24 protein-coding genes are annotated in these 25,852 nt (G+C 33.5%); 14 read left to right on the top strand and 10 right to left on the bottom strand.

Annotated features, from left to right (window positions below):
• Window positions 1-20: 20 nt before the first annotated feature.
• Window positions 21-242, bottom strand: a complete 222-nt coding sequence (locus ACJJV4_RS04400) for a DUF2795 domain-containing protein (RefSeq protein WP_019387375.1) — start codon at window positions 240-242, stop codon at window positions 21-23.
• Between the two features lie 363 nt (window positions 243-605).
• Entirely contained in the window at window positions 606-1,178 is a 573-nt protein-coding gene (locus ACJJV4_RS04405) for a cob(I)yrinic acid a,c-diamide adenosyltransferase (RefSeq protein WP_405292252.1), read from the bottom strand.
• A 286-nt stretch (window positions 1,179-1,464) separates the two neighbouring features.
• Between ACJJV4_RS04405 and ACJJV4_RS04410 the strand changes: the two genes are divergently transcribed.
• Entirely contained in the window at window positions 1,465-3,531 is a 2,067-nt protein-coding gene (locus ACJJV4_RS04410) for a DUF5723 family protein (protein ID WP_405292253.1), read from the top strand.
• A gap of 122 nt (window positions 3,532-3,653) precedes the next feature.
• Here the strand turns inward: ACJJV4_RS04410 and ACJJV4_RS04415 are convergent, their stop codons facing one another.
• Genes ACJJV4_RS04415 through ACJJV4_RS04425 form a run of 3 tightly spaced genes read right to left on the bottom strand, consistent with a single transcriptional unit; the run spans window position 3,654 to window position 5,851 of the window.
• Entirely contained in the window at window positions 3,654-4,424 is a 771-nt protein-coding gene (locus tag ACJJV4_RS04415) for an O-methyltransferase (RefSeq protein WP_405292254.1), read from the bottom strand.
• A 20-nt stretch (window positions 4,425-4,444) separates the two neighbouring features.
• The gene (gene crcB, locus ACJJV4_RS04420; RefSeq protein WP_405292255.1) at window positions 4,445-4,810 is read right to left on the bottom strand and encodes a fluoride efflux transporter CrcB; all 366 of its coding nucleotides are present in this window, start codon (window positions 4,808-4,810) and stop codon (window positions 4,445-4,447) included.
• Window positions 4,811-4,816: 6 nt separating this feature from the next.
• Window positions 4,817-5,851 carry a GyrI-like domain-containing protein gene (locus tag ACJJV4_RS04425; protein ID WP_405292256.1) on the bottom strand — a complete coding sequence of 345 codons (1,035 nt, stop codon included), beginning with the start codon at window positions 5,849-5,851 and terminating at the stop codon, window positions 4,817-4,819.
• A 190-nt stretch (window positions 5,852-6,041) separates the two neighbouring features.
• Here ACJJV4_RS04425 and ACJJV4_RS04430 point away from each other — a divergent pair, with 190 nt between their 5' ends.
• The 3 genes from ACJJV4_RS04430 to ACJJV4_RS04440 all read left to right on the top strand — a co-directional run bounded on the left by ACJJV4_RS04430 (window position 6,042) and on the right by ACJJV4_RS04440 (window position 12,183).
• Window positions 6,042-8,078, top strand: coding sequence for a dipeptidyl-peptidase 3 family protein (locus ACJJV4_RS04430; RefSeq protein WP_405292257.1), 2,037 nt, complete (start codon window positions 6,042-6,044; stop codon window positions 8,076-8,078).
• 647 nt (window positions 8,079-8,725) lie between these two features.
• Window positions 8,726-9,112 carry a hypothetical protein gene (locus ACJJV4_RS04435; RefSeq protein ID WP_405292258.1) on the top strand — a complete coding sequence of 129 codons (387 nt, stop codon included), beginning with the start codon at window positions 8,726-8,728 and terminating at the stop codon, window positions 9,110-9,112.
• Window positions 9,113-9,168: 56 nt separating this feature from the next.
• Window positions 9,169-12,183 (top strand): ThuA domain-containing protein, encoded by a 3,015-nt coding sequence (locus ACJJV4_RS04440; protein ID WP_405292259.1) that lies wholly within the window; start codon window positions 9,169-9,171, stop codon window positions 12,181-12,183.
• A gap of 74 nt (window positions 12,184-12,257) precedes the next feature.
• Here ACJJV4_RS04440 and ACJJV4_RS04445 read toward each other — a convergent pair whose 3' ends face one another.
• On the bottom strand, window positions 12,258-13,322 hold the full coding sequence (locus ACJJV4_RS04445; protein WP_405292260.1) for a branched-chain amino acid aminotransferase: 1,065 nt from the start codon (window positions 13,320-13,322) through the stop codon (window positions 12,258-12,260).
• 92 nt (window positions 13,323-13,414) lie between these two features.
• On the opposite strand from ACJJV4_RS04445, the gene ACJJV4_RS04450 reads away from it, so the two are divergent.
• From ACJJV4_RS04450 to ACJJV4_RS04460, 3 genes are all read left to right on the top strand, one after another.
• Window positions 13,415-13,918, top strand: coding sequence for a DUF4920 domain-containing protein (locus tag ACJJV4_RS04450; RefSeq protein WP_405292261.1), 504 nt, complete (start codon window positions 13,415-13,417; stop codon window positions 13,916-13,918).
• 2 nt (window positions 13,919-13,920) lie between these two features.
• Window positions 13,921-14,601: a tRNA (5-methylaminomethyl-2-thiouridine)(34)-methyltransferase MnmD gene (gene mnmD, locus ACJJV4_RS04455; protein ID WP_405292262.1), complete on the top strand. Its 681-nt coding sequence runs from the start codon at window positions 13,921-13,923 to the stop codon at window positions 14,599-14,601.
• A 126-nt stretch (window positions 14,602-14,727) separates the two neighbouring features.
• Window positions 14,728-15,636 carry a TIGR01777 family oxidoreductase gene (locus ACJJV4_RS04460; RefSeq protein ID WP_405292263.1) on the top strand — a complete coding sequence of 303 codons (909 nt, stop codon included), beginning with the start codon at window positions 14,728-14,730 and terminating at the stop codon, window positions 15,634-15,636.
• Between the two features lie 65 nt (window positions 15,637-15,701).
• Here ACJJV4_RS04460 and ACJJV4_RS04465 read toward each other — a convergent pair whose 3' ends face one another.
• The 4 genes from ACJJV4_RS04465 to ACJJV4_RS04480 form a co-directional block, all read right to left on the bottom strand.
• Window positions 15,702-16,535 carry a hypothetical protein gene (locus ACJJV4_RS04465; protein ID WP_405292264.1) on the bottom strand — a complete coding sequence of 278 codons (834 nt, stop codon included), beginning with the start codon at window positions 16,533-16,535 and terminating at the stop codon, window positions 15,702-15,704.
• Window positions 16,536-16,560: 25 nt separating this feature from the next.
• A complete protein-coding gene (locus ACJJV4_RS04470) occupies window positions 16,561-17,121 on the bottom strand; it encodes a carboxymuconolactone decarboxylase family protein (RefSeq protein ID WP_405292265.1) in 561 nt (186 codons plus the stop codon).
• Window positions 17,122-17,182: 61 nt separating this feature from the next.
• Complete coding sequence (locus ACJJV4_RS04475) at window positions 17,183-17,497, bottom strand: helix-turn-helix domain-containing protein (protein ID WP_405292266.1); 315 nt, start codon at window positions 17,495-17,497, stop codon at window positions 17,183-17,185.
• Between the two features lie 103 nt (window positions 17,498-17,600).
• Window positions 17,601-18,260, bottom strand: coding sequence for a YceI family protein (locus ACJJV4_RS04480; protein ID WP_405292267.1), 660 nt, complete (start codon window positions 18,258-18,260; stop codon window positions 17,601-17,603).
• Window positions 18,261-18,418: 158 nt separating this feature from the next.
• Here ACJJV4_RS04480 and ACJJV4_RS04485 point away from each other — a divergent pair, with 158 nt between their 5' ends.
• From ACJJV4_RS04485 to ACJJV4_RS04515, 7 genes are all read left to right on the top strand, one after another.
• Entirely contained in the window at window positions 18,419-18,967 is a 549-nt protein-coding gene (locus ACJJV4_RS04485) for a nucleotide exchange factor GrpE (RefSeq protein WP_405292268.1), read from the top strand.
• A 54-nt stretch (window positions 18,968-19,021) separates the two neighbouring features.
• Window positions 19,022-20,158 (top strand): molecular chaperone DnaJ, encoded by a 1,137-nt coding sequence (dnaJ, locus tag ACJJV4_RS04490; protein WP_405292269.1) that lies wholly within the window; start codon window positions 19,022-19,024, stop codon window positions 20,156-20,158.
• Between the two features lie 408 nt (window positions 20,159-20,566).
• A complete protein-coding gene (locus ACJJV4_RS04495; protein ID WP_405292270.1) occupies window positions 20,567-21,493 on the top strand; it encodes an ABC transporter ATP-binding protein in 927 nt (308 codons plus the stop codon).
• Between the two features lie 5 nt (window positions 21,494-21,498).
• On the top strand, window positions 21,499-22,812 hold the full coding sequence (locus ACJJV4_RS04500; protein WP_405292271.1) for an ABC transporter permease: 1,314 nt from the start codon (window positions 21,499-21,501) through the stop codon (window positions 22,810-22,812).
• 1 nt (window position 22,813) lies between these two features.
• A complete protein-coding gene (locus ACJJV4_RS04505; RefSeq protein ID WP_405292272.1) occupies window positions 22,814-23,716 on the top strand; it encodes a mechanosensitive ion channel family protein in 903 nt (300 codons plus the stop codon).
• 14 nt (window positions 23,717-23,730) lie between these two features.
• Window positions 23,731-24,618 (top strand): DUF6268 family outer membrane beta-barrel protein, encoded by an 888-nt coding sequence (locus ACJJV4_RS04510; protein ID WP_405292273.1) that lies wholly within the window; start codon window positions 23,731-23,733, stop codon window positions 24,616-24,618.
• A gap of 2 nt (window positions 24,619-24,620) precedes the next feature.
• Window positions 24,621-25,784: a sigma-54-dependent transcriptional regulator gene (locus ACJJV4_RS04515; protein ID WP_405292274.1), complete on the top strand. Its 1,164-nt coding sequence runs from the start codon at window positions 24,621-24,623 to the stop codon at window positions 25,782-25,784.
• The last annotated feature ends 68 nt before the right edge of the window (window positions 25,785-25,852 follow it).

A 25,852-nucleotide genomic window follows, 5' to 3' on the forward strand; every position in this document is an offset into this window, starting at 1 on the left:
TATTCTTTATGCTTATATTTTTAATATTCATCTTCATTCCACAGATAATCTTCATCTGTAGGGTAATCCGACCATATTTCCTCAATCGAATCGTACGAATCACCTTCGTCCTCAATCGACTGTAAATTTTCTACAACCTCTAAAGGTGCACCAGTTCTAATGGCGTAATCTATCAATTCGTCTTTGGTTGCAGGCCAAGGCGCATCACTTAAATAAGATGCTAATTCTAAAGTCCAATACATGTGTTAATGCGTTTAATTTTTTGCAAAAATAAATTTTTAGTTTAAACACACAAGTAAAAAATGAATTATTTAATCATTAATTTTAAGAACGTATCCTTTTGTACTCTAAACAGTTGAAATTTATTATTGCATAGTTAATAATTGTAGCAATACTTTTGCTTTTTTTTTGTTTTAGGCGTTACCACAAGATTCGAGTTTTATTCGTTGATTTCTATTTTATATTGAAGAACTCATGAATATAATTATTTCTCTACTCGCTCCCTGCTATTAGTCGCGGAGCTTAAACATGCTGTTCAATCCCTGCCACGATTTCGCTTTCTAATTCAAAATATAGCTTTTTAATTTAAACTTCCAATAAATAATTTAATATTTTTCAGGAATCCATTTAATTTCATTTGCTTGTAAGTCTAAAGACAACTTTCGTGCCAATACAAAAAGATAGTCCGAAAGTCTATTTAAATACTTTAAAGCATTCGCTTCAAAAGGTTCTAAGTCGTTAAGTACCGTTGCTAAACGCTCGGCTCTACGGCATACACAACGTGCTATGTGACAGAATGACACGGTTTGGTGACCACCCGGAAGTACAAAATGTGTCATTTCAGGTAAAGCCTCGTTCATATGGTCCATAGCGAGCTCTAAACGTTCAATATCCATAATCGATATCTTTTCGATATTAAGCCTTTCTTTACCATTTTTTAAAATAGCTTTTTCCGGATCGGTAGCCAAAATAGCGCCAACCGTAAATAATTTATGTTGTATTTCGGTAAGTAGTTCTTTGTAATCATCATTAATATCTTGATCTCGAATTAAGCCTAAATGTGAGTTTAGCTCATCTACAGTACCATAACTTTCTATGCGTATGTGATGTTTGGGTACACGAGTTCCTCCAAATAAAGCTGTAGTACCGTTATCGCCTGTTTTTGTGTAAATTTTCATAGGATAAAGGTAATTGTTAAAAAAGGAAATTTCAAAAAAGATTACTGTTAAAATAGAGATGGTTGTTAGAAATATTTCATTTATAGATTTTGAAAAAGACTATTTGTTTTGCGAATGTTATTTAATAATTCTTTAAGGAATTAGCAGTATTGCTAATAATACTGTTTTAAAAAGGGGGTAATTAACAGAAACTTTGTAATAATTGCTTGTAAGTTAATTATCACTTATACATTAAAAGTAAAACTATTATTTTTGCACGAAACAACATAAAAAATAAAACTTAATTATGAAAAAAATCTCATTAGTAGTATTATTACTTGTAGGTTCCTTTGGTGCTAAGGCGCAATCTTACGTAGGGTTTCTTACAGATAATTATAGCGGTGTAAATAGCGTTATTGCTAACCCTGCTAATATTACGGATTCTCGTTTTAAAACAGATATTAACATAGTAGGTGTTAGTGCTTTTGGAGGTAACGACTATTATGGTGTTAACCTTATGGATGCGCTTAAAGATGATTACGATTTTGATTTAGATGCAAAAAAATCGCCGTCTACAGATAACAATGCAGCTATTAATATAGACGTTATGGGGCCTGCTTTCATGTTTAATTTAACTGAAACTAGCTCTTTAGCAATTTTTACTAGAGCACGCTCTATGGTAAATGTTGATGAAGTTAATGGTGAAACTATTGATGATCTTGATAATGATGATACCAATGACTTTTTTGTGAATGAAGGTGACTTTAATACTTTTGGACATGCTTGGGCAGAGTTAGGTATTACTTATGCTAGAGTTTTGATGAATAAAGATGAACACTTTTTAAAAGGTGGTCTTACTGCAAAATTTTTACAAGGTGGTGGTACAGCTAATGCTTACGGTAGAAATGTAACTGTTGACTACACTGAATCTTCTGAAACTATAGTAACAACTGGTTCTATAACTTATGGACGTGGTGAGGATTACGATAATGATGATTACGATTATGATCTGCCTGAGGCTATTGGTTTTGGTGCTGATTTAGGTTTTGTTTACGAATGGAGACCAGATTATAGAGATTACCAAACAGAAGGTGCAGATGGATCGGCTTATAACCATAAGGATCAAAATAAATATAAATTGAAAATTGGATTATCTATCACAGATATCGGAAAAATTAATTATAAAGATGCTGTTTCTGAAACCTTTGATGTTACTAATACTGTAACTGAAGATGATATTGACAATGAAGATGATTTAAATGATATTTTGAATAACTTATACACGTTAACAAATAGAAGTGTAGGTTATAAAGTAAACTTGCCAACCGCTTTGCATTTAAATGCAGATTATAGTTTAAATAAAAACTTTTATGTAAACTTAAACACCGATTTTTCTTTAGTATCTAAAGGAAAAGAAAATGCTAGTCGTATTGCTAATGCAGTATCATTAACTCCTCGTTTTGAGAGTAAATGGTTTAGTTTTTATGTACCAGTAAGTATGGTGCAATACAATGGTTTTCAGGCTGGAGCAGGATTTAGAGCAGGGCCTTTATATATTGGTTCAGGGTCTGTAATAACTGCTTTAGTTGGCGATAATACAAAAGGTGCCGATGTTTACGCAGGTTTAAAAGTACCAGTATATCAAGGGAAGCCAAAAGATAGAGATAATGATGGTGTTATCGATAAGTTAGATGGTTGCCCAAAGGAAGCTGGTCCAATTGAAAACAATGGTTGCCCATGGTTAGATAGCGATGTAGATGGTGTTATGGATAATGAAGATGCTTGCCCAGATGTTGCAGGTCCTAAAGAAAACAAAGGTTGTCCTTGGGGAGATGAAGACGAAGATGGCGTTTTAGACAATATTGATATTTGTCCTAAAGTTGCAGGTCCTGTGGAAAACAGTGGTTGCCCGTGGAAAGATTCAGATAACGACGGTGTTTTTGATAAAGATGACGAATGTGTTGACGTTGCTGGTACAGTTGCAAACAAAGGATGTCCTGAAGTAGTTGTACCTACCGTTGAGGTGCAAGCAACTTTAAATGCTTACGCTAAAACTATTTTATTTAACTCTGGAAAATCTTCTATTAAAACAGAATCTAATAAAGTGTTAGCTGAAATTGTAAACATTTTAGGTGAATATCCTGATGCTAAATTTTCTATTGAAGGTCACACAGATAGTTCTGGAGGAGATACTTTAAACCAAAGACTATCAGATGCTAGAGCAAATGCTGTAAAAGCTTATTTAGTAAAAAATGGTGTAGATGAGTTTAGATTATCTGCTATTGGTTTTGGTGAAACTAGGCCAATTGCTACTAATGCAACATCTGCAGGTAGAGCTGATAACAGAAGAGTAGAAATTAACTTAGTAAAGTAATTTCAACTTAATAATATTTAGATAGTTTTTATCTAAACAAAAGCCTCAGAGTTATTGAACTCTGAGGCTTTTTTGTTTGTTTTAATTTTTTATACTGAAGGAAAAGTGAAGTGAAATTTTATTTAAACACGAATTATAAAATCTTCGCGAACTTGCTCTTTCCTAAAGAATACTAATCCCCAGAAAAAAGTATCTACAGTAACTTTTATTTTTGGGTGTTTTTTTATGGTTTCCCATGCTTCGGTCATGTCTTTAGACCAATAAATATCATCAAAAATAAAAACAGAATCGTTGTGAGCCGTTTCTAAAAGCGCTTCAAAATAATCTAAAGTAGCTTGCTTTTTGTGGTTACCATCAAAAAAAATTAAATCGTAACTATTAGTTTTAAGTTGTTTAATTTCAACATTAAAATCACCTGTAATAACCTCAATGTTTTTGAGTTTAAATACTTCAAAATTAGATTTAGAAAAAGCGGAAATATTTGGGCAGCCTTCAATAGTTGTTATTTTAGCTTCGGGACTTCCTAAATGTAAAGCAGCTGTAGCTATGCCTAAAGAGGTGCCTAGCTCTAAACTGTTTTCGGGTTCAAAGTAGTTTGATAATCTATATAGCAGTTTTGCGCGCTTATTGGTGGAACCTGCATTTTTAGCCATTTTAGAAATGCTGCGTTTTTCCTGTTTCATAACCTGAGAACCTGCGCCTAAATCGGTTACTTGTATAAGGGTCTTATTCTTTATAAGTGCTGCTTTATAATCAATTATTGTTTTATAATCGGGGTAGTTTTTTTTGTTGTAAAAGCACTTGGTAATTAAATCGTACACAAAAGGCGAGTGCACACCGTGCTCATTGGTCGATTTTAAAAGGAATTTAAAATATTGAATAATTTGATACACGCTTTTATTTACCGTTTTAGTTATTTGGCTAAATACATGCCAAAGAATACAGCTAAAAATCCAACCACAAAACTAGCAATAGTATAAATTGCAAAACTGGTAAAATCTCCAGATTTTAAAAACATGTGGTTTTCGTAAGCAAAGGTAGAAAAAGTTGTAAAACCACCGCAGAAACCAGTAGCTAAAAGTAGCGTTTGGTTTTGTGAAAGCGAATCGTGTTTAGCAGCGAGACCTAAAACAATACCTATAAGTAAGCTGCCCAGGATGTTGGCAATAAAAGTGCCATAAGGAATACCGTTTTCTGTGTTGTTTAAAAGTTTACCAATTAAATAGCGTAATACGCTACCAAAACCACCACCCAAGAAAACAAATACAAGTTGTTTCATTTAAAATTAATCATCAAGTGGTTTTATGGCAATGTATATCTCGGTGAGCCATTCCGCAGGGTTTGGGTTGTTCGCCGTTAAGTTGCTATATACTTCTATAGTTGGTCCGTTTTCTAAAGCTTCTAGTCCGTTTTCAGGAATATAATTCATACCTTTTTTCCAAGCCTCCGTTAGGTTAGTGTAATTTCCTTTTAAAACCGTTTTTACAGCTTTAAATGGGAGTAATTGTCCTGTTAATATATCACTTTCGCTAGATATTACTTTTTCGGTAGTTGGCATACAACACGAAAACATAACGGCGTTATTCTCTTCATCCCATTTATGGTAATTTACAAAAGGCATACCAGCTGTTTGTATGTTATTATTTTCAGCGTAAGCTATAACTTTAGGTAGCATATTCTGCATTTTTGTAGAAAGTTCATTTATTTTACAAGAAGCGGTGTTATATAAATAGTAACCACCACCGTGTTGAGTAACTCCAATAACGTTGATGCTGTATTTTTTCATGCTCGCAACGGCAACGCTATCTAGTTTAAACAAACCACGGTCAAAATCTGGGCCGACAGATTCTTCTATAGGTCCTGAAAATGCGGTATACATTTTAGTCATAAAGTCTTGCTTGCCACTCATGCTCCAGGTTACTTTTGTGCCTTCATTTTCTGGCTCAAAAGACCAATCAATATCCGATTGACTTTCAAATGGTGTTATAAAATTAAGCTTTTGTGATATGGCTTTGTTTTCTTCCAGACTTAAAGTTGTCATGTTACCTTCCCCTAAAATTTTTCCGTTCCAAGCATAACCTGCATCAACACCACTGGTTTTATCCAAATAGGTGAGTGCCGCATCTGGTTCTTGCTCGAGCCAAGGTGAAAAGTTTGTCCAGTTTTTATAATCATTTACTTCATTAAAAAGAACAGCAGATGGAGCATTAATTACCCGACTTCTAGAAAATGAATAAGAGTTGGGTTGCACCGCTATATATAGAGATGTTCCGATAATTATGATAAGTAAAAGAAATAAAATATACTTAAAAGCTTTCATTGTTTATGGTTTAGAGAGAAATTATTTAACTCAAAGATAATCAATTTTAAATTTCGTTTAATAAATTCTTACATTTGTTGTGTGAATGATGGTTTTTTAATAGTAAAATATTCGTTTTTCGTTAAAATCAAGAATGTTAAGTTGCTTTAATAGGCTATTTTTGTAAGTAAATAAAATAATAATTAGAATTATGAAACTAAAATCTATTGTAGGTGTTGCAATAATAAACCTATTGCTGTTTTCTTGTGGTAATGAAAAAAGCGATAGTCAGGTTATTGAGGAAGTTAAAGAAGTTGTTGCATTTAATTATAATGTAGATCAATTTGCTGATATTAAAATATTGAAATATCAAATTCCAGGTTGGGATCAATTAACTTTAAAGGAGCAAAAGTTGGTTTATTATTTAACCCAAGCCGGGTTATCTGGTCGCGATATTATGTGGGATCAGAATTATCGTCATAACTTAAAAATAAGAAAAGCATTAGAGCAAGTTTATGTTAATTATGCTGGCGATAAAAATGCTAAAGATTGGTCGAGTTTTGAAAGTTACTTAAAGCGTGTTTGGTTTAGTAACGGTATTCATCATCATTATTCTAACGATAAATTGAAACCTGAATTTTCTGCAGACTATTTAAAAGAAATATTAGTAGCAACAAATACTAAATTAGGCGCTGATGCTTTCGATATCATTTTTAATGATACTGATGTTAAAAAAGTGAACCAAGCCAAAGGTGTTGATAATGTAGCGCTCTCTGCGGTTAATTTTTACGGTCCTAATGTTACAAATGCAGATGTTGAAAGGTTTTATAAAGCTAAGAAATCACCAAACGCTGATAAGCCTTTGTCTTTTGGCTTAAACTCGCAATTGATAAAAGAAGATGGTGTTTTAAAAGAGCGCGTTTATAAGTCTGGTGGACTTTATGGTTCGGCTATAGACGAAATTATTAAATGGTTAGAATTAGCTAAAGGTGTTGCTGAAAATGAAGCTCAAGGTGATGCTCTAGGGCTTTTAATTGAGTATTACAAAACAGGCGATTTACAAACGTGGGACGATTATAATGTAGCTTGGACTGGCGCTACTGCAGGAAATATAGATTACATAAATAGTTTTATTGAGGTGTATAACGACCCATTAGGATACCGTGGATCTTACGAGAGTATTATCCAAATTAATGATTTTGATATGTCTCAAAAAATGAAAGTATTATCAGATAACGCCCAGTGGTTTGAAGATAATTCTCCATTAATGGCAGAACATAAAAAAGAGAATGTTGTTGGTGTAACTTACAAAGTTGTTAATGTCGCAGGTGAGGCTGGTGATGCATCTCCAAGTACTCCAATTGGTGTTAATTTACCAAATGCAAACTGGATTCGCGCTGCCGTTGGTAGTAAATCTGTGTCTTTAGGTAATATTGTAAATGCATCAAATAACGCAGGAACTACGGGAAGGTTAAAAGAGTTTGTTCACGATGAAGAAGAGTTGCTTTTAGAAGAAGAGTATGGACAATTAGCCGATAAATTACATACGGCTTTACATGAAGTTATTGGTCACGCTTCTGGAAAGTTAAATCCAGGTGTTGGCGAAACTAAAGAAACTTTAAAAAACTACGCATCTACTTTAGAAGAAGGTCGTGCGGATTTAGTTGGTCTTTACTATTTGTATAATCCTAAATTACAAGAATTAGGGTTAGTAACCGACTGGGAAAAGATTGGAAAAACAGCTTACGATGGCTATATTCGAAATGGTTCAATGACGCAATTAATTCGTTTGAATTTAGGTGATAATGTTGAAGAAGCACACATGAGAAACAGACAATGGGTATCGGCTTGGGCTTTTGAAAAAGGAAAAGCAGATAATGTTATTGAGAAAGTAATCCGTGACGGAAAAACATATTTTAACATTAATGATTATGCTAAATTACATGATCTTTTTGGTGAATTATTAAAAGAAACCCAACGTATAAAATCTGAAGGAGATTATAAAGCGGTAGAAGCTTTAGTAGAAGGCTATGGTGTAAAAGTAGACCAAGCCATTCATGCGGATGTTTTAGAGCGTAATAAGCAATTTAGCTCAGCACCTTACACTGGTTACATTAACCCTATTTTAGTTCCAGAAACTAATGATGCTGGCGAAATAACTAAAGTAAGTGTAGAGTATCCAGAGTCTTTCGTAGATCAAATGTTAGCATACAGTAAACATTATAGTTTTCTTCCAGAAGTTAACTAGGTAATAAGTCTAATTGTAAATAAAAAAACAGAACCTTTATTCAGGGTTCTGTTTTTTTATTAACACTAAAAGTTAAAAGAATTAAATTTAATAAGATGAGTACACCGATAATTATTAGTAGTTTCATTTCTAAATTAGTTTAATAGCTGTTAGGTAGATGCGCAATTTTAAAAAAGGTTGCGTTATAAAGTTGCAAAATTTTATAAATAAGTTGATTATGGCTGCTGTTTAGTTAAAACACAATAATAAAATAGAACAAATTATAAGTGTATCGCGGTTGTTTTGTTAAAGTTTCGAGAATGATGAAATATCACTAAAGAGGCTTCAGTTTTAACGAAATTTATTGAGAATTACGAGGGAAAAAGAAATTTAAAAAGTAGAAGTTAAGATTACTTGAAAAAGAATTTAATAGCAACAATAGATAATATAAAACCAATAAAAGCTAGTAGAACCCACATGCTACCGTTGTAGAAACGCTTGTGCAGTTTTAGGTCTTTTCGGTATGTAAAACCAATAATTATGGCAAATACAATAAAAAATATTACTCCAAAAATCATTTGACCATTACTAAACATATCCCTATTTTTATGCAAATTTAATTAATACTTATGAGATTTCTACGCTTGTAGAAGTTTAAAATATAATTTATGAAGAATAAAATAGAAGCAGTAAAATCCTTTCATACAGCATATAAAATAGGATATAGAGAAACTCCAAAGGCAGATTTAGGAGATGCGAAAAACACATTGCGTTTCAATCTAATGAAAGAGGAGAATGAAGAGTATCTAGAAGCCGCAAATAATAATGATTTAGTTGAGGTTGCTGATGCGTTAGGCGATATGCTTTATATTTTATGCGGTACTATTATCGAGCATGGAATGCAACATAAAATAGAAGAAGTTTTTGAAGAAATTCAAAAGAGTAATATGAGCAAACTTGGAGGAGATGGACAGCCTATTTATCGAGAAGATGGAAAAGTATTAAAAGGACCAAACTATTTTAAGCCAGATATAAAAGCTATTTTAGATAAATAATTTTTTTGTAGTTATAAATTTAAATAATAGTGTTAAAGGTTTTAAATATATTTTAAATGAAAAATAATGTTCTTGTTTTAATTGTTTTATTAGGTCTTATTCTTTCTAGTTGTAATAATAAAAGGGAAGGGGAAACTAAAGTGTTGGTGTTTTCTAAAACTTCTGGGTATAAGCATAAATCAATTCCAGACGGAATGGCGGCCATTCAAAAGTTAGGTCTAGAAAATGGTTTTGAGGTAGACACTACAAAAAATGCCGATTTATTTACCGAAGAGAATTTAAAAAAATATAGTGCTGTAGTATTTTTAAGTACTACGGGCAATGTGTTAAATAATAAACAAGAAGCTGCTTTCGAGCGTTACATCCAAGCAGGTGGAGGTTATGTTGGCATTCATGCGGCAACCGATACGGAATATGATTGGGGATGGTATACCAAATTATCTGGTGCACAATTTTTAAGTCATCCAAAAGGTACACCAGAAGCCGACTTCATTGTAAAAGATAAAGACTTTATAGCTAATAAACATTTAGCAGATACTGTTTGGCATAGAACAGATGAATTGTATAATTACAAAAATTTAAATGCTGATGTTAATGTTATACTAACGCTAGATGAATCTACTTATGAAGGAGGTCAAAATGGCGATTATCACCCTATTGCATGGTATCATGAATATGATGGAGGACGCGCATTTTACACGGGTGGCGGTCATACAAAAGAAAGTTATGCAGAAACCGATTTTATAAAGCATATTCTAGGAGGTATTCAATATGCTATTGGAAAAAATGAAAATCTAGACTATAGCAAATCCACAACTCAAATTCCGCCAGATGCCGATCGTTTTTCAAAAGTTACTTTAATAGAAGGTGATTTTTTTGAACCTACAGAAATGGCTGTTTTGCCCAATAATGATATATTAGTTGCAGAACGAAGAGGAGGAATAAAACTTTATAAAGCTGCTACGAAAGAATTGATAGAAGTGGCTACTTTAGACGTTTATCATAAAACTTTAAACACGCCTAAAGTAAATGCAGAAGATGGACTTATGGGCTTGCAAAAAGATCCTAATTATGCTAATAACAATTGGATATATGTTTACTACAGCCCAACAGGTGATGCTTGGATAAACCGTTTATCACGATTTAAGTTTAAGGATGATGTGTTCGATTTAGCTTCAGAGCAGGTTATTTTAGATGTTAAAACTACTCGCGAAATTTGCTGTCATACAGGTGGTTCTATTGCTTTTGACGCTAATGGATTACTATATCTTTCTACAGGAGATAATAGTACACCTTTTAACGAGAAAAATGTGAAATATGTAAATAATGGTTATGCGCCTTTAAATGATATTCCTGGACGTGAGCAATACGATGCTAGACGTTCATCTGGAAATACAAATGATTTAAGAGGTAAAATTCTAAGAATTCGGGTTAATGAAGATGGTAGTTACGATATTCCTGAAGGCAACTTGTTTGCTGAAGGCACCGAAAAAACAAGACCAGAAATTTACACCATGGGGCATCGTAACCCATATCGTATTTCTGTAGATCCTAAAAAGGGGTATTTATATTGGGGCGAAGTTGGTCCGGATGCTAGAAAAGATAATTTTAAAACACGAGGGCCTAAAGGCTACGATGAGTTAGGACAAGCACAAAAAGCTGGTAATTTTGGGTGGCCATTATTTGTAGCCGATAATAAACCGTATGTTGATTATGATTATGAAACAGGGGAGAGCGGAATGACCTTCGACCCTAAAAAACCTATAAACGATTCAAAAAATAATACCGGACTTACAACATTGCCAGAAGCCATGCCTGCTTTTATTTATTATCCTTACGCAGAGTCTAGCGAATTTCCGCAAGTAGGTACAGGTGGCAGGAATGCTATGGCTGGACCAACTTATTATTCTGATATGTTTCCTAATGACGGCGGATTGCCAGCATATTACGATGGTAAAGTTATTGTGTACGATTGGATGCGTGGTTGGATGATGGCTGTAACTAATTTCGATGATGGTTCGTTTAATAAAATGGAACCTTTTGCCCCCGAAGTTGAAATAAATTCTGCCATCGATATGGAACTTGGTCCAAACGGAAAGCTTTATATTTTAGAATATGGTAGCGGATGGTACAGTCAAAACTTAAATTCTTCGTTAGGTTATATTTCTTATAATTCTGGTAACAGACCTCCAGTTATTGAAAATGTTATTCTCGATAAAAACTCTGGAGCGGTGCCGTTGGCCATTAAAGCTAAAGCCGAAGCTCACGATCGCGATGGTGACGCTATAGTCTATGTTTGGGATTTAGGAAATGGAGAAACCAAAGAAACTGTAGAGTCAGAAATTTTATATACTTATACCGATGTTGGGGAATATAATATATCTGTGGATGTTAAAGACGACAAAGGAGGTGTAACTCACACTAATTTATCATCAATAGTTGCAGGTAATTCTAAACCGCTGGTAACTATTGATCTATTAGGCGGAAGTGCATCAACTTTTACTACAGGAACTCCAGTTAATTATAAAGTAACAGTAACCGATCCTGATGGAAATACCGATATTAATCCGAGTAATATCTTTGTTTCTGTAGATTATTTAGAAGGTATGGATGAAGCTAATGTGAAGCTTGGACATCAACAAGTTTCTGCAGAAATTACTGGTAAAGCTTTAACGCAAGCTATGGATTGTAAAGCCTGCCATAAAGAGAAGGAAGCTTCGATAGGGCCAAATTATTTAGCGGTAGCCAAAAAGTATAAGCGTAAGAAAAAGATAATTCCATATTTGCAAAATAAAATAATAAAAGGCGGTGGTGGCGTTTGGGGCGAAGTTATGATGCCTGCACACCCAAGTATTTCTAAAGATGAAACTCGTCAAATAGCAACTTATATCATGTCATTAGCTAAAAACGATGGCGATAAAAAAACCTTGCCACAAGAAGGTAGCATTATGCCAAGTGATTCTCAAGACGAGAATGTATTGATACTAAAAGCTAGTTATACCGATAATGGTTTAAATGGTGTGAGACCTTTAATAGGCGTTACCTCGGTAAGACTACAAAGAGAAAAATAGTCAATAAAACAATTGAATAAAAAAGCCTCTAAAATATTAATTTTAGAGGCTTTTAATTTATGGTTACTTATGGATTAAACGGTATAGCGCCATCCAAAAGGATCTTCAACTTTATTAGTCTGAATATCGGTAATACGCTTTTTTATAAAACTAGCGTAGGTGTCTTTTATTTCTGGTAGATCGAAATCTTCATCTTTATAACCAAATCCAGAAATTGGCGAAATTACTGCCGCAGTTCCAGCTCCAAACATTTCTTTTAAAGATCCGTTTTTAGCGGCTTCTACCACTTCCTTAACTGTTATTTTTCTAACTTCAACAGGTATGTTTTCAGCTTCAGCTAATTGAATAATGCTTTTACGAGTAATACCATCTAAAATTCTGTCACTAGTTGGACCCGTAATTAATGTATCATTTATACGAACAAAAATATTCATAGCTCCAGCTTCCTCAATATACTCGTGCGTGTTATCGTCGGTCCAAATAACTTGTTGGTAACCTTTTTCTATTGCTAATTGCGTTGGGTAAAATTGCCCAGCGTAATTACCTCCAGCTTTAGCAAAGCCTACACCACCATTTGCAGAACGCGAGTATTTTTCTTCAATTAAAACCTTTACTTTTCCTGAGAAATAAGCTCCGGATGGAGCTGTACAAATTATAAATTTATAAGCATCGGCTGGTGAGGCATGAAAACCATTACCTGAAGCAAAAATAAACGGACGGATATAAAGTGAACTTCCTTCATTTTTAGGAATCCAATCGCTATCAACTTCTAAAAGTGCTTTTAAACCTTCCATGAAATAATTTTCAGGTAATTCAGGAATAGCTAAACGTTTAGCAGAAATATTTAAACGTTTAAAATTATCTAACGGACGGAATAACCAGACTTTCTCATCGGCATCTTTATATGCTTTCATCCCTTCGAAAATAGATTGACCGTAATGGAAAATCTTAGCCGATGGGTCTAAAGTAATCGGTTCGTAAGGCGTAACCTTAGGGGCTTGCCACTTACCGTTTTCATAGTTGCACACTAACATGTGGTCTGAAAAAACACTTCCAAACTTTAAATTGTCAAAATCTACATCATTAATTTTTGTAGATTTTGCTTTTATAATCTCGATGTTGTTGATTATAGCACTCATATTGTTCTTATTTAGATTGTAAATTTAAGTAAATTCGTTTTTAAAATTTGGGTATATTTACAGAAATTGTATAAAATCTAAACATTCATCAAATGAAATCTCTTTTTCTCACTTTTATTTGCGTTTTTTTTATGATATCATGTAAAAAGAAAGCAGATGTGCAACAGCTAGAACCTACTAAAACAGAAACGGTTAGTTATGCTTCCTTTGGTAATAAAATTATAGCTGATGATGCTATTCCGGCAACTTCTATGGCTTCGCATTATAAAACCATGAATGTAGGTGATAGTATTCCATCAAAAATAAAAGCAAAAGTTAATAGTGTTTGTCAGGCAAAAGGCTGTTGGATGCGTTTAGATTTGGAAGATGGTAACGAGGTTATGGTGAAATTTAAAGATTATGGTTTTTTTATGCCAAAAGATATCACCGGTCAAGAAGTTATTATTAATGGTAATGCTTTTGTTTCTGAAGTTTCAGTTGATGAGCAACGTCATTATGCCGCAGATGCAGGAAAAACTAAAGAAGAAATAGAGCAAATTATTGCACCTAAAAGAACGTTTTCTTTTGAGGCCGATGGTGTACTCTTAAAACAATAAATTTGAAAAGAGAAGTTGTAATTACAGCCGATGGTTCTTCAACCATACATTTACCCGATTGGGATGAGCAATATCATTCTAAACATGGCGCCATACAAGAAGCTTACCATGTGTTTATAAAACATGGGCTACAGCATTTTTATGCTGAAAATATAAAATTGGAAGGCGAAGAAATCGCCATTTTGGAAATTGGTTTTGGTACAGGTTTAAATGCTTTTATTACCTTTATAGAAGCTGATAAATTAAAGTTAAAAATAGATTATGTTGGAGTAGAGGCTTATCCGGTTTCTAGAGAAGAAATTAGTTTATTAAACTATGCTAGGGAGTTAAAAGCTGAAAATAACGAATCTGTTTTTAAGAAACTTCATGACGTTGGTTGGAACAAAAAACACGCTGTAACATCTAACTTTTTAATTGAAAAACAAAAGAAGTTTTTTGCTGAAATTGAAGATGAAAATATCTTTAGTATCATTTACTTTGATGCTTTTGGTGCACGTGTTCAACCGGAATTATGGACGGAATCCGTTTTTAAAACGATGTATGCAGCTTTAAAAGCTGGAGGTGTTTTGGTTACGTATGCTGCAAAAGGTAGCGTTCGTAGAGCTATGCAGGCCGTTGGTTTTGTAGTAGAGCGGTTAGAAGGTCCTCCGGGAAAGCGTGAAATGTTACGCGGCACTAAATAAACCTTACTATTCATAAAGTGTATTTACTAGAAACATTAAATAAATATCTTCTTCAGTATAGTGTTAAACCTTCCATAAAAGAGTAGTAAATAAAGGGACTATTTCGTAAATTTAAATAAAAAGTACATGCGTGTTTTAATTACAGGAGCTACGGGATTAATTGGGCAAGAAATTGTAAGTCGCTGTCATGCTCAAAATATTATGGTTAATTATTTAACTACAAATAAATCGAAACTAGAAAAAAACGATAATTACCAAGGTTTTTTTTGGCAACCAAATACTAAAGAAATTGATTTAGAGTGTTTTAAAGATGTAGATGCTATTATTAATTTGGCAGGAGCAACTATTTCAAAGCGTTGGACGCCTTCTTACAAGAAAATAGTTTTATCAAGTCGAGTAGATACAGCAAATTTACTTATAGAAAGTCTTAAAAACATCGAACATCAGGTAACGCAAATTGTATCGGCAAGTGCCATTGGTTTGTATCCCGATTCTTTAACAAATTATTACACCGAAGATTTTAAAGTAAGCAGTTGCGATTCATTTTTAAGTGAAGTTGTAAATGTTTGGGAAGCTGCCGTAGATCGTTTTTCAGAATTAAATATAGAAGTAACTAAAATAAGAATAGGTTTAGTTTTAGCTGATGGCGGTGGTGCATTAGCCGAAATGATTAAACCTGTAAAATTAGGGTTAGGTGCTGCGTTTGGTAGTGGGAAACAATGGCAATCTTGGATCCATATAGAAGATTTATCAGATATTTTTATCTTCACACTATTAGAAAAATTGGGAGGTGTTTACAATGCGGTTGCACCAAACCCAACAACTAATTATGAGTTAACTAAAACAATAGCCACAACTATAGATCGTCCATTTTTCTTGCCCAATATACCAAAGTTTGTCATGAAATTGGCACTTGGTGAAATGCATCTTTTGTTGTTTGAAAGCCAACGTGTAAGTTCAAAAAAAATAGAGGATGCTGGTTTTGATTTTAAGTTTCATCACTTACAGCCAGCTTTAGAGAACTTACTGAAATAAAAGGTTTTCATTCCATAAAGCAAAAAAATGCGACTGTTAATTTAAGAGTCGCATTTTTTTGTATTCTATTTTTTGAAAAGCGCTTTGGTTAAGCCGTTATTAAAGGTTATATCCGTCCAGTTCACTAGAATCCAAGGTTCTTGGGTTACTTCTGCGTCCCAATTAGATTTTTTGTATTTACGTTTTGTAGGTATTAGTAAACCTTCAACTTGTTCATATTCCATAATCATTAGCATAGGTTCGGTTCTACCAAAATCCATAACAGTAAACAAAAACTGATCAACTAATTTAGTCTCTCTATTAATATACAATTGGTAAATGTCGGATGGTTTGTTGGTGTTAAAAGAAACCTTAACAACATCATAAGTGGTATCGTTAATTGTTTCCTCTTTTAGGTATTCATATTGTAAACCTGGATCTAGCAATTTTTGCATCATGGCAAACCAATAAAAATTTGTAGGTCTGTTAAAAGCAACTTTCTTTAATGCCGCAGGGTCATTTAATGGTAAACCATTGTGCTTTATCCAAAACTCATCACCATCATAACCTTGTTCTATTAAACCATCGAGATTAGCCAGTGTGCGCTCGTGTTTTTTATAAGCACCGTATGATAGTTCACCGTTAAAAATATATTTTTCAGTTATAACATCTGTTTTTCCATCTGGTGTTTCATACGTATAGGTGTAAACCACATCCTTTTTACTTGCAAGTTTGCTATAGTCGCCAACTTTTTGTGTCATTTGGTAAACTAAATCATGAGCTTTGTTTTGAAAGTCTAGTTTATGTTCTACTAGCGAATTAATTGGTGTATCTTTTTTACTTTGTTTAGAATCGTTTTTACAAGCAGATAAAGCCAATATAAAAATAGCGCTGAGAAGTAAATTAATTTTTTTTATCATTTTTATTGTTTAAAGGTCTCATAAGTTAATCTTCAATGTCTTTACCAACAGCAAAGGGCTCTAAAGCTTCATTTATAACATTTTCGGTAATATGGTTTATGTAGTTGCTTATGGTTTTTAGTGATACACCAACAATAATTTCCATTATGTTTTCTGGAGAAAAACCAGAGTTGTAAAAGGTTTCTAAATCGCCTTTATCTATGTTACCTCTTGTTTCTGTTATTTTTTGTGCAGTTTTAACCAAAACATTTAATCGGTTATCTTCTATCTCTTTTTGTTTTCTAACAGCATTTAGAATAGAAGAAGGTATACCATTTGCTTTTGCAGCTCTTGTGTGCGCGGCAGTGCAATATGCGCAGTCGTTAACAACACTTACTGCTAGCAAAATTAAATGCTGCTCGCCAGCGGTAAACGATGTTTTAGAGAAGGTGTTAAAGGTGTTTACATAGGTTTCTAAAGCAGCGGGAGCTCCGGCCATATAGCGGAATAAATTTGGTAACATGCCATATTTTTTCTCTCCATATTTGAGTAACTCTTTTGATGCTTCGGGAGCACTTTCAATGCTGTGCTTTGTAAATTTTTTCATTTTAATGTTTTTTTTACAAAGTTACGCCTAAAGTGAATCGTTCGCAATGGACAAAGGTTCACTATTTATTTTGTCTATATGCTGTTGGAGATATCCCTGTTTTGTTTTTAAAAATTCTACTAAAATAGTAAGGGTCTTCAAAATTCATTGCAAAAGCAATTTCTTTAACCGTTTTACTTGTGGTTAATAAAAGGTGTTGGCTGTGTTCAATTTGTTTTTGTAACAACAGCTGGCATGGGGGAGATACGTTGTGTTTTTTAGATAGTTTACTTAAATATTTAGGTTTTACACCAAGTTCTTTTTCATAAAAAGCAATATCATGTTCTGTAATAAAATGCTCGTTTATTAAGTCTTTAAATTTATCTAATAGTTCCATTCGGGGTTATTGTGTTAGGGTCCAATTTCAAAAGTACGTTTTATAACATAAAAAAACCACCATGTTTTCACAAGGTGGTTTCTCAATAAAAATTATTTCTAAATTAAGACTTTGCAGCTTTAACTGTAATTTTTAATTCAATATCGTCATTAATAAACTTATCACCTAGATTATCAAAAAGTGATTTAGAACCATATTGTACGTTCCATTTTGTTCTATCAATAGAGAATGCTTCACTAGTAATAGTAACCGCATTGCCTTCGTTAGAAACAGACACAGGGAAAGTTACATTGTTTTTAGCATCTTTAAGCGTTAAGTTTCCCGAAAGCATAGTTTTACCTTCAGCATCTGCAACTTCAGTAATTGTAAAAACGGCACTTGGGTATTTTTCAACATCAAAAAAGTCAGCGTTTGTTAAGTGGCCTACTAATTTAGCATTCCCTTTATCATCAGCTGGAATATCTAAAACGGTAATAGACGCCATGTCAATCATAAACGTTCCTCCAACAACTTTTCCGTTAGCCACGTTAAGCGTGCCACTTTCTAAAGCTATTGTTCCGTTATGAGAACCTGTTGGTTTAAAACCTGTCCATGCAATAGTGGATGCTGCTTTGTCTACAGTGTAAACTTCTGCATTAACGGCTTCGGTTACCGCTGGAGCTTCTGCTTCCGTAGTTGTTGCTTCTTTTGCTTTGTCTTTACAGCTAAATACAGAAAGCGTTATAGCAGTGATAAATAAAATATTTACAAATTTTGTTTTCATCGTTATAGTTTTTTTAAAGTTTAAGGTGTAAAATTACACAAAAGGGAATTCAATATAAAGGAAATTAGTACAAAATAAATTAATGACATTATGGCATTTTAATAATATTGGCAGTACTTTTGCCAACTAATTTTAAGAATTGCAAAATTGAAATTACAATGAGTGATAAAGATAATAAAGATATAGAGAACGAGCAAGTTGAAGCTAACCAAGCGGAAAACGTTGCAGTTGAAGAGCAAGAGGTTGAGGAACTGACTGTTGAAGAAAAGCTACAGGCTGAAGTAAAGCAGGAAAAGGAAAAGTTTTTGAGACTTTTTGCAGAGTTTGAAAACTATAAAAAACGTACATCTAGAGAGCGTATTGAGTTATTTTCTACAGCAAGTGAAGATGTAATGAAAACATTACTGCCAATTTTGGACGATTTTGAGCGTGCTTTAAGTCATATAGAAGACGATAAAGAAGCAGAAGAATTACGTAAAGGTGTTTTGTTAATATATCAGAAACTAGTAAACACATTAGAGCAAAAAGGATTAAAAGTTGTTTTAGTAGAAAAAGGAGAAGCTTTTAACGCTGATAACCACGAAGCAATTACTCAAATTCCTGCGCCAACAGATGATATGAAAGGAAAAATTATTGATGTAGTTGAAAAAGGCTACAAGCTTGGCGAAAAAGTAATTCGTTTCCCGAAAGTAGTTATCGGACAATAAGAAAGTACTATTAATTAAAACAAATACTGCCTTTTTGGAAGGGTTTACATAGCAATGGCAAAGAGAGATTATTACGAAATACTAGGTATTAGCAAAGGAGCAACGGCAGCCGAAATTAAAAAAGCTTATAGAAAAAAGGCAATAGAGTTTCATCCGGATAAAAATCCAGATGATAAAAGTGCCGAAGGTAAATTTAAAGAAGCAGCCGAAGCATATGAAGTTTTAAGCGACGATAATAAAAAAGCACGTTACGATCAATTTGGTCATCAAGCCTTTGAAAATGGCGGCGGTGGCGGCGGTTTTGGCGGCGGCGGCATGAATATGGACGACATATTTAGTCAATTTGGAGATATCTTCGGCGGCGGAGGTGGCGGCTTCGGAGGTGGCGGGTTTTCTGGCTTCGGAGGTGGCGGAGGCCAACGCCGTGTTAAAGGTAGCAACTTACGTATTCGCGTAAAGTTAACACTAGAAGAAATTGCTAATGGTGTTGAAAAGAAAATAAAAGTAAAACGTAAAGTACAGGCCGATGGTACTACTTACAAAACATGTTCTACTTGTAATGGTAGTGGGCAAGTAACACGTATTGCTAATACCATTTTAGGTCGTATGCAAACCTCTGCACCATGTAATGTTTGTGGTGGAGCAGGGCAAACCATTGATAAAAAACCAGCCGATGCCGATGCGCAAGGTTTAAAAGTATCTGAAGAAACAGTTACTATTAAAATTCCTGCAGGTGTTGTAGATGGTATGCAACTTAAGGTGTCTGGAAAAGGAAATGAAGCTCCAGGTAATGGCGTTTCTGGAGATTTACTAGTTGCTATAGAAGAAGCAGAGCATGAAACACTACAACGTGAAGGCGATAATTTGCATTATGATATGTATATTAGTTTACCAGATGCTGTATTGGGAACCTCTAAGGAAATCGATACTGTAACAGGTAAAGTGCGCATAAAGGTAGAGGCAGGAGTACAATCTGGTAAAATTCTACGCTTACGCGGAAAAGGGATTCCTAGCATCAACGGGTACGGAACTGGGGATTTATTAGTACACGTAAATGTTTGGACACCAAAAACACTAAACAAGCAACAAAAAGAATTTTTTGAGGCTATGAGAGACGATGATCATTTTTCTCCAAAACCGGAAAAGTCTGATAAATCTTTTTTTGAAAAAGTAAAAGATATGTTCTCGTAACGAAAATATAAGTCATAATTAAAAATCCGCTTTTTAGCGGATTTTTTTTGTTTATACTAGAATTAACTTAGGCTAAATGTTAATAATTGTTAAAAAAAAACTATATTTGAGGTATCACTAATTTATTTTAGTGGTAATTTTTCTTTTTCATAGCAATTTTTTTCCCATCCTTAATTTTTTAAGGGTGGGTTTTGTTTTTAGAGCAAAATGTAGATATAAAAAAGTCGGGAAAGTTGGTTTAAAACAATAATGTCATGTACAAAATTGATTAAAGGTTTCACCTATTTTTCTAATCTAAAATTTTAAGTGGTAAACTGAAAACTTATTTTTTAATAAACCATTCATTCAACTTAAACTAACAGCTAAACATTTAATATCTTTACAGCAAACAAGTCAACTAAAAAATTAATGAGTAATTTATTAGAAGTTAACGAAGTTTCTAAAAATTTTGGCGACTTTACCGCACTAAATAAAGTGTCTCTATCGGTACCTAAAGGAAGCATTTTTGGTCTTTTAGGACCTAATGGCGCAGGAAAAACAACCTTAATTCGCGTTATAAATCAAATAACAATGCCCGATTCGGGATCTGTATTTTTGGATGGCGAAGCCTTACGTGAAAATCATATTAGAGATATTGGTTACCTACCAGAAGAGCGTGGTTTATATAAAACCATGAAAGTAGGAGAGCAGGCACTTTATTTAGCACAGCTTAAAGGGTTAAGTAAGAGCGAGGCTAAGGCACGGTTAAAATATTGGTTCGATCGTTTGGATATTGGTGATTGGTGGAACAAAAAAATCCAGGAACTTTCAAAAGGAATGGCGCAAAAAATTCAGTTTGTGGTTACTGTTTTGCATCAGCCTAAACTATTAATTTTCGATGAGCCTTTTTCGGGCTTTGACCCAATTAATGCGGATATTATTAAAGATGAAATTTTGCATTTAAGAGATCAAGGCGCAACCATTATTTTTTCGACACATAGAATGGAGTCTGTGGAAGAGTTGTGTGATGATATTGCTTTAATCCATAAGTCTAATAAAATTTTAGAAGGTAAATTAGTAGATGTAAAACGCCGATTTAAATCAAATACTTTTGAAGTTGGAATTCGATCAAGCAATCAACTGGAATTAAAACAAGAATTAGCTCAAAAATTCGACGTGTCCGATGCTTATTTTAAAACTTTAGAAAACGAATTAAAATTAAATATTAAACTTCTAGACACCCAAAAATCTAATGATTTATTAGGTTTCTTGGCAAGTAAAGGCGAAGTTTCTCATTTTGTAGAGTTAATACCAAGCGTTAACGATATTTTTATTCAAACAGTAAAGAATAATTAATTTTTATGAACCATTTACCACTTATTATAAAACGCGAGTATCTAAATAAAGTTAGAAATAAGTCGTTTATAATCATGACGTTTTTAAGTCCCATTATTTTTATGGCACTTATTGGTGTTGTTGCTTACTTAACACAATTAAATAACGATAAAATTCGTTTAATATCTGTATTGGACCAATCTGGGTTAGTAAAGGACATTTTTAAAAACTCAGAGCAAACAACATATCATATTTTAGAAAACATGTCTTTAAGCGATGCTAAAGAGCTGTCTAAAGAAACAGAAGCCTACGGTTTGTTGCATATTGATAAGGTAGACGATTTAAAAAAACTATCTGAGCATATTACGTTTTTCTCAGAAGAATCACCATCTATAAACACAATTTCAGATTTAGAAAATCAAATAGAAGCGAAGTTAACTAACATAAAACTTCTAGAAAATGGAGTAGATGTGGATATGATTAATGCCTCTAAAATTAGTGTAGAAATAGCTCAGGAAAGTTTCGAGGGACAGAAAACATCAAAAATAGATAGTGTTATTAAAATTGCTTTTGGTGGAGCATTGGGCTATCTGCTTTTTATGTTTATCATTATTTATGGAAACATGATTATGCGAAGTGTTATAGAAGAAAAAACCAGCCGAATTATAGAGGTTATTATTTCTTCCGTAAAGCCTGTGCAATTGATGTTAGGTAAAATTTTTGGAACCTCTCTAGCTGGAATAACTCAGTTTTTAATCTGGACTATTTTAGGGTTCATTTTAATGTTTGTGCTTTCTGCTGTGTTTGGTATAGATTTAGCACAAGTACAAACACCACAGCAGCAAATGGTGCAGCAAGCAATGGAAAATCCCGAAATGAATATGCGAATTCAAGATGTATTAACGGCATTTTATAATTTACCTTTATTCAATTTGGTGCTTGCATTTATATTGTTTTTTATTGGTGGCTATTTGCTTTATAGTTCTTTTTACGCTGCCATTGGTGCTGCCGTAGATAACGAAACCGATACGCAACAATTTATGATGCCTATAATAATGCCTTTAGTTTTGGCAGTTTATATTGGTATCTTTACTGTTGTAGAAGATCCGCATGGAACCGTATCAACGGTTTTTTCGTTTATACCTTTAACATCGCCTGTGGTTATGCTAATGCGTATTCCTTTTGGAGTACCAATTTGGCAGCAAGTGTTGTCGTTTTTAATACTGGTGGGCACATTTATGCTTACGGTTTGGTTTGCTGCAAAAATTTACCGTGTTGGTATTTTAATGTACGGGAAAAAGCCAACTTACAAAGAGTTAATTAAATGGATGAAATATTAAAATGCAAGACAAGGTTATAGATCAAATAGAAGACACCATTGAGAATAGCTCTATTTGGGAGAAGTTCATGGAGTTTTTAAATTATAATATTTATACCTACACTATAAAAGATGGTAGTGGGATAGAAACTGGTGCGCTTAAAGTGAAGTCGGTTTTGGTCGTTATTATCATTTTAATATTAACTACATATTTTTTACGTTTCGCACGAAATTTAATGACGCGTAAAATGTCTGAGGATGATAAAACGAAATTCTTTACAGTTTTTTCATTTGCGCGCTGGTTAATATATTTAATTGTTTTGCTCATTGCCATGGATTCTATTGGTATTAATGTTACGGCTATATTTGCGGCTTCAGCAGCTTTATTAATAGGTGTAGGTTTGGCATTGCAAACATTATTTCAAGATATAATTTCTGGAATTTTTATTTTGATAGATCAATCGGTTCACGTAGGTGATATTATAGAAATTGAGGGTAAAGTTGGGCGTGTAGAAGAAATTAAACTGCGTACAACACGAGCTGTAACTATCGATAACAGAGTATTAATAATACCTAACCATTTGTATTTGGCCAACAGTTTGTATAATTGGACGCAAAACGGATCGTCTACTCGAGAAGCTGTAGAGGTTGGTGTAGCATATGGAAGCGATGTACAGCTAGTAAAAAAGTTGCTACTAGAAGCGGCAACCAATCATGAATTAGTTATGGAGCATCCAGCTCCATATGTGTTTTTTACTAATTTTGGAGATAGTGCTTTAGAATTTAAATTGGTGTTTACTATTAACGATAGTTTTCAGGGAGCTATTCCTAAAAGTGAAATTCGTTTTGAAATAGATCGATTATTTAGAGAACATAAAATAGCAATACCTTTCCCTCAAAGAGATATTCATATTATTAAACAATAGATATTTACCAAATTGTGATAAAAAAACGGGAATTTAAAAAGGTGTTAGTTTTATTGTTTATGGTTGGCTTTTATGCAGCGCATGCGCAATTAACAGATTTGGCACGCTTGGAATATTCTTTTATTCCAAAGAGTAATTCCGAAGATCAGTACACACGATTAAAAGCGCTTTTGAATTACCCTATTGAATTAAAGAATGATTCTTATTTTATTGTTGGAGGAGAGTATAATCGCATTTTACTAAATTTAGAAGACGATTATAGTTTTGAAACTTCTGGGTTAAATAAAATTCATATTATCGATTTGAATTTGGCTTACACCTTCAAATGGAATAAAAAGTGGCGTTTTGGAGTTAAATTTAATCCAAGAATAGCATCAACACTTACTCATAAATTAAATTCTGAAGATTTTTTTATGAATGGGGGCGTCTTTTTTATAAATAAAAGAACAGCTAGTGCGGAGATAAAAAAAGAAAGTCGATTAATTTTAGGGTTAACATATAATGCCACGACAGGTTTACCTTTTCCTTTACCATTTGTTAGTTATTTTAGAAAAATTGATGATAATTGGAGTTATACTGCGGGAATACCGAAATCGAATATAAAATATTATTTTAATCCTAAAAATAATGTGCAAGTATTTACAGGACTCGATGGTTACTTGGCTCACCTACAAGAACCTTTAGTTATTAATGATAAAAAAGCGGAGCATATTTCATTATCTATTGCTGTTAGCGGATTAGGGTATGAATATTGCTTTACTAAACATCTAGCTGCATATTTGTACACGGGTTACACCGTAAGATTAAATAATGTAATTAGGAGTAAAAATAGAGATGAAATTTTTAAATTAGACGATATTAATGCGTTCTATTTAAGAAGCGGACTAAAATTTAAAATATAAAGATGCCAAAAATACTAGTAATAGAAGATGAAGCTGCCATTAGACGTGTGCTTATAAAAATTCTTTCAGAAGAAAATGACACCTACCAAGTTGAAGAAGCAGAAGATGGATTAATCGGCATTGAAAAGATAAAAAATGAAGATTATGATTTAGTGCTTTGTGATATAAAGATGCCAAAAATGGATGGTGTAGAAGTATTAGAAGCTACAAAAAAAATAAAACCAGAAATACCAATGGTTATGATTTCTGGGCATGGTGATCTTGATACTGCGGTTAATACAATGCGTTTAGGTGCTTTTGATTATATTTCTAAGCCGCCAGATTTAAACCGCTTGTTAAACACCGTTCGTAATGCTTTGGATAGAAAAGAATTGTTTGTAGAAAATAAAATTCTGAAGAAAAAAGTAAGTAAGAAATACGAAATGATTGGTGAGAGTGACGAGATCTCTCAAATAAAAGATATTATTGATAAAGTGGCGCCAACCGATGCACGTGTGTTAATTACTGGGCCAAACGGAACAGGAAAAGAGCTTGTTGCACATTGGTTACACGAAAAGAGCGATCGAGCAAAAGGAAATTTAATAGAGGTAAACTGTGCAGCAATACCTAGTGAGTTGATAGAGAGCGAGTTATTTGGGCATGTAAAAGGAGCGTTTACAAGTGCTAATAAGGATCGTGCTGGTAAATTTGAAGCGGCCAATGGTGGAACTATTTTTTTAGATGAAATTGGAGACATGAGTCTTTCGGCGCAAGCCAAAGTATTGCGTGCTTTACAAGAAAGTCGTATTCAACGTGTAGGGAGTGATAAGGATATTAAAGTGAATGTTCGTGTAGTTGCTGCGACTAATAAAAACCTCAAAAAAGAAATTGAAGAAGGAAACTTTAGAGAGGATCTATACCATAGGCTAGCAGTAATTTTAATTAAAGTTCCTGCTTTAAATGATAGGCGTGGAGACATTCCTTTATTAATCAAACATTTTTCATCCAAAATATCTGGAGAACAAGGTACAAATGAAAAAAAGTTTACCGAAAAAGCGGTGAAGTTATTACAAGAGTACGACTGGACGGGTAATATTCGTGAACTACGTAATGTAGTAGAGCGCCTTATTATTCTTGGTGGTGCTGAGGTTAGCGAACAAGATGTAAAGTTGTTTGCGAGTAAGTAAATCTTTAGTTTTATTAAAAAAGAAAAGCAGTATTTTATATACCTGAGTAAAGGTTTTTATAAAATACT

Origin of the sequence: Algibacter sp. Ld11 (assembly GCF_045066735.1) — a bacterium.
Taxonomy (GTDB): Bacteria; Bacteroidota; Bacteroidia; order Flavobacteriales; family Flavobacteriaceae; genus Algibacter.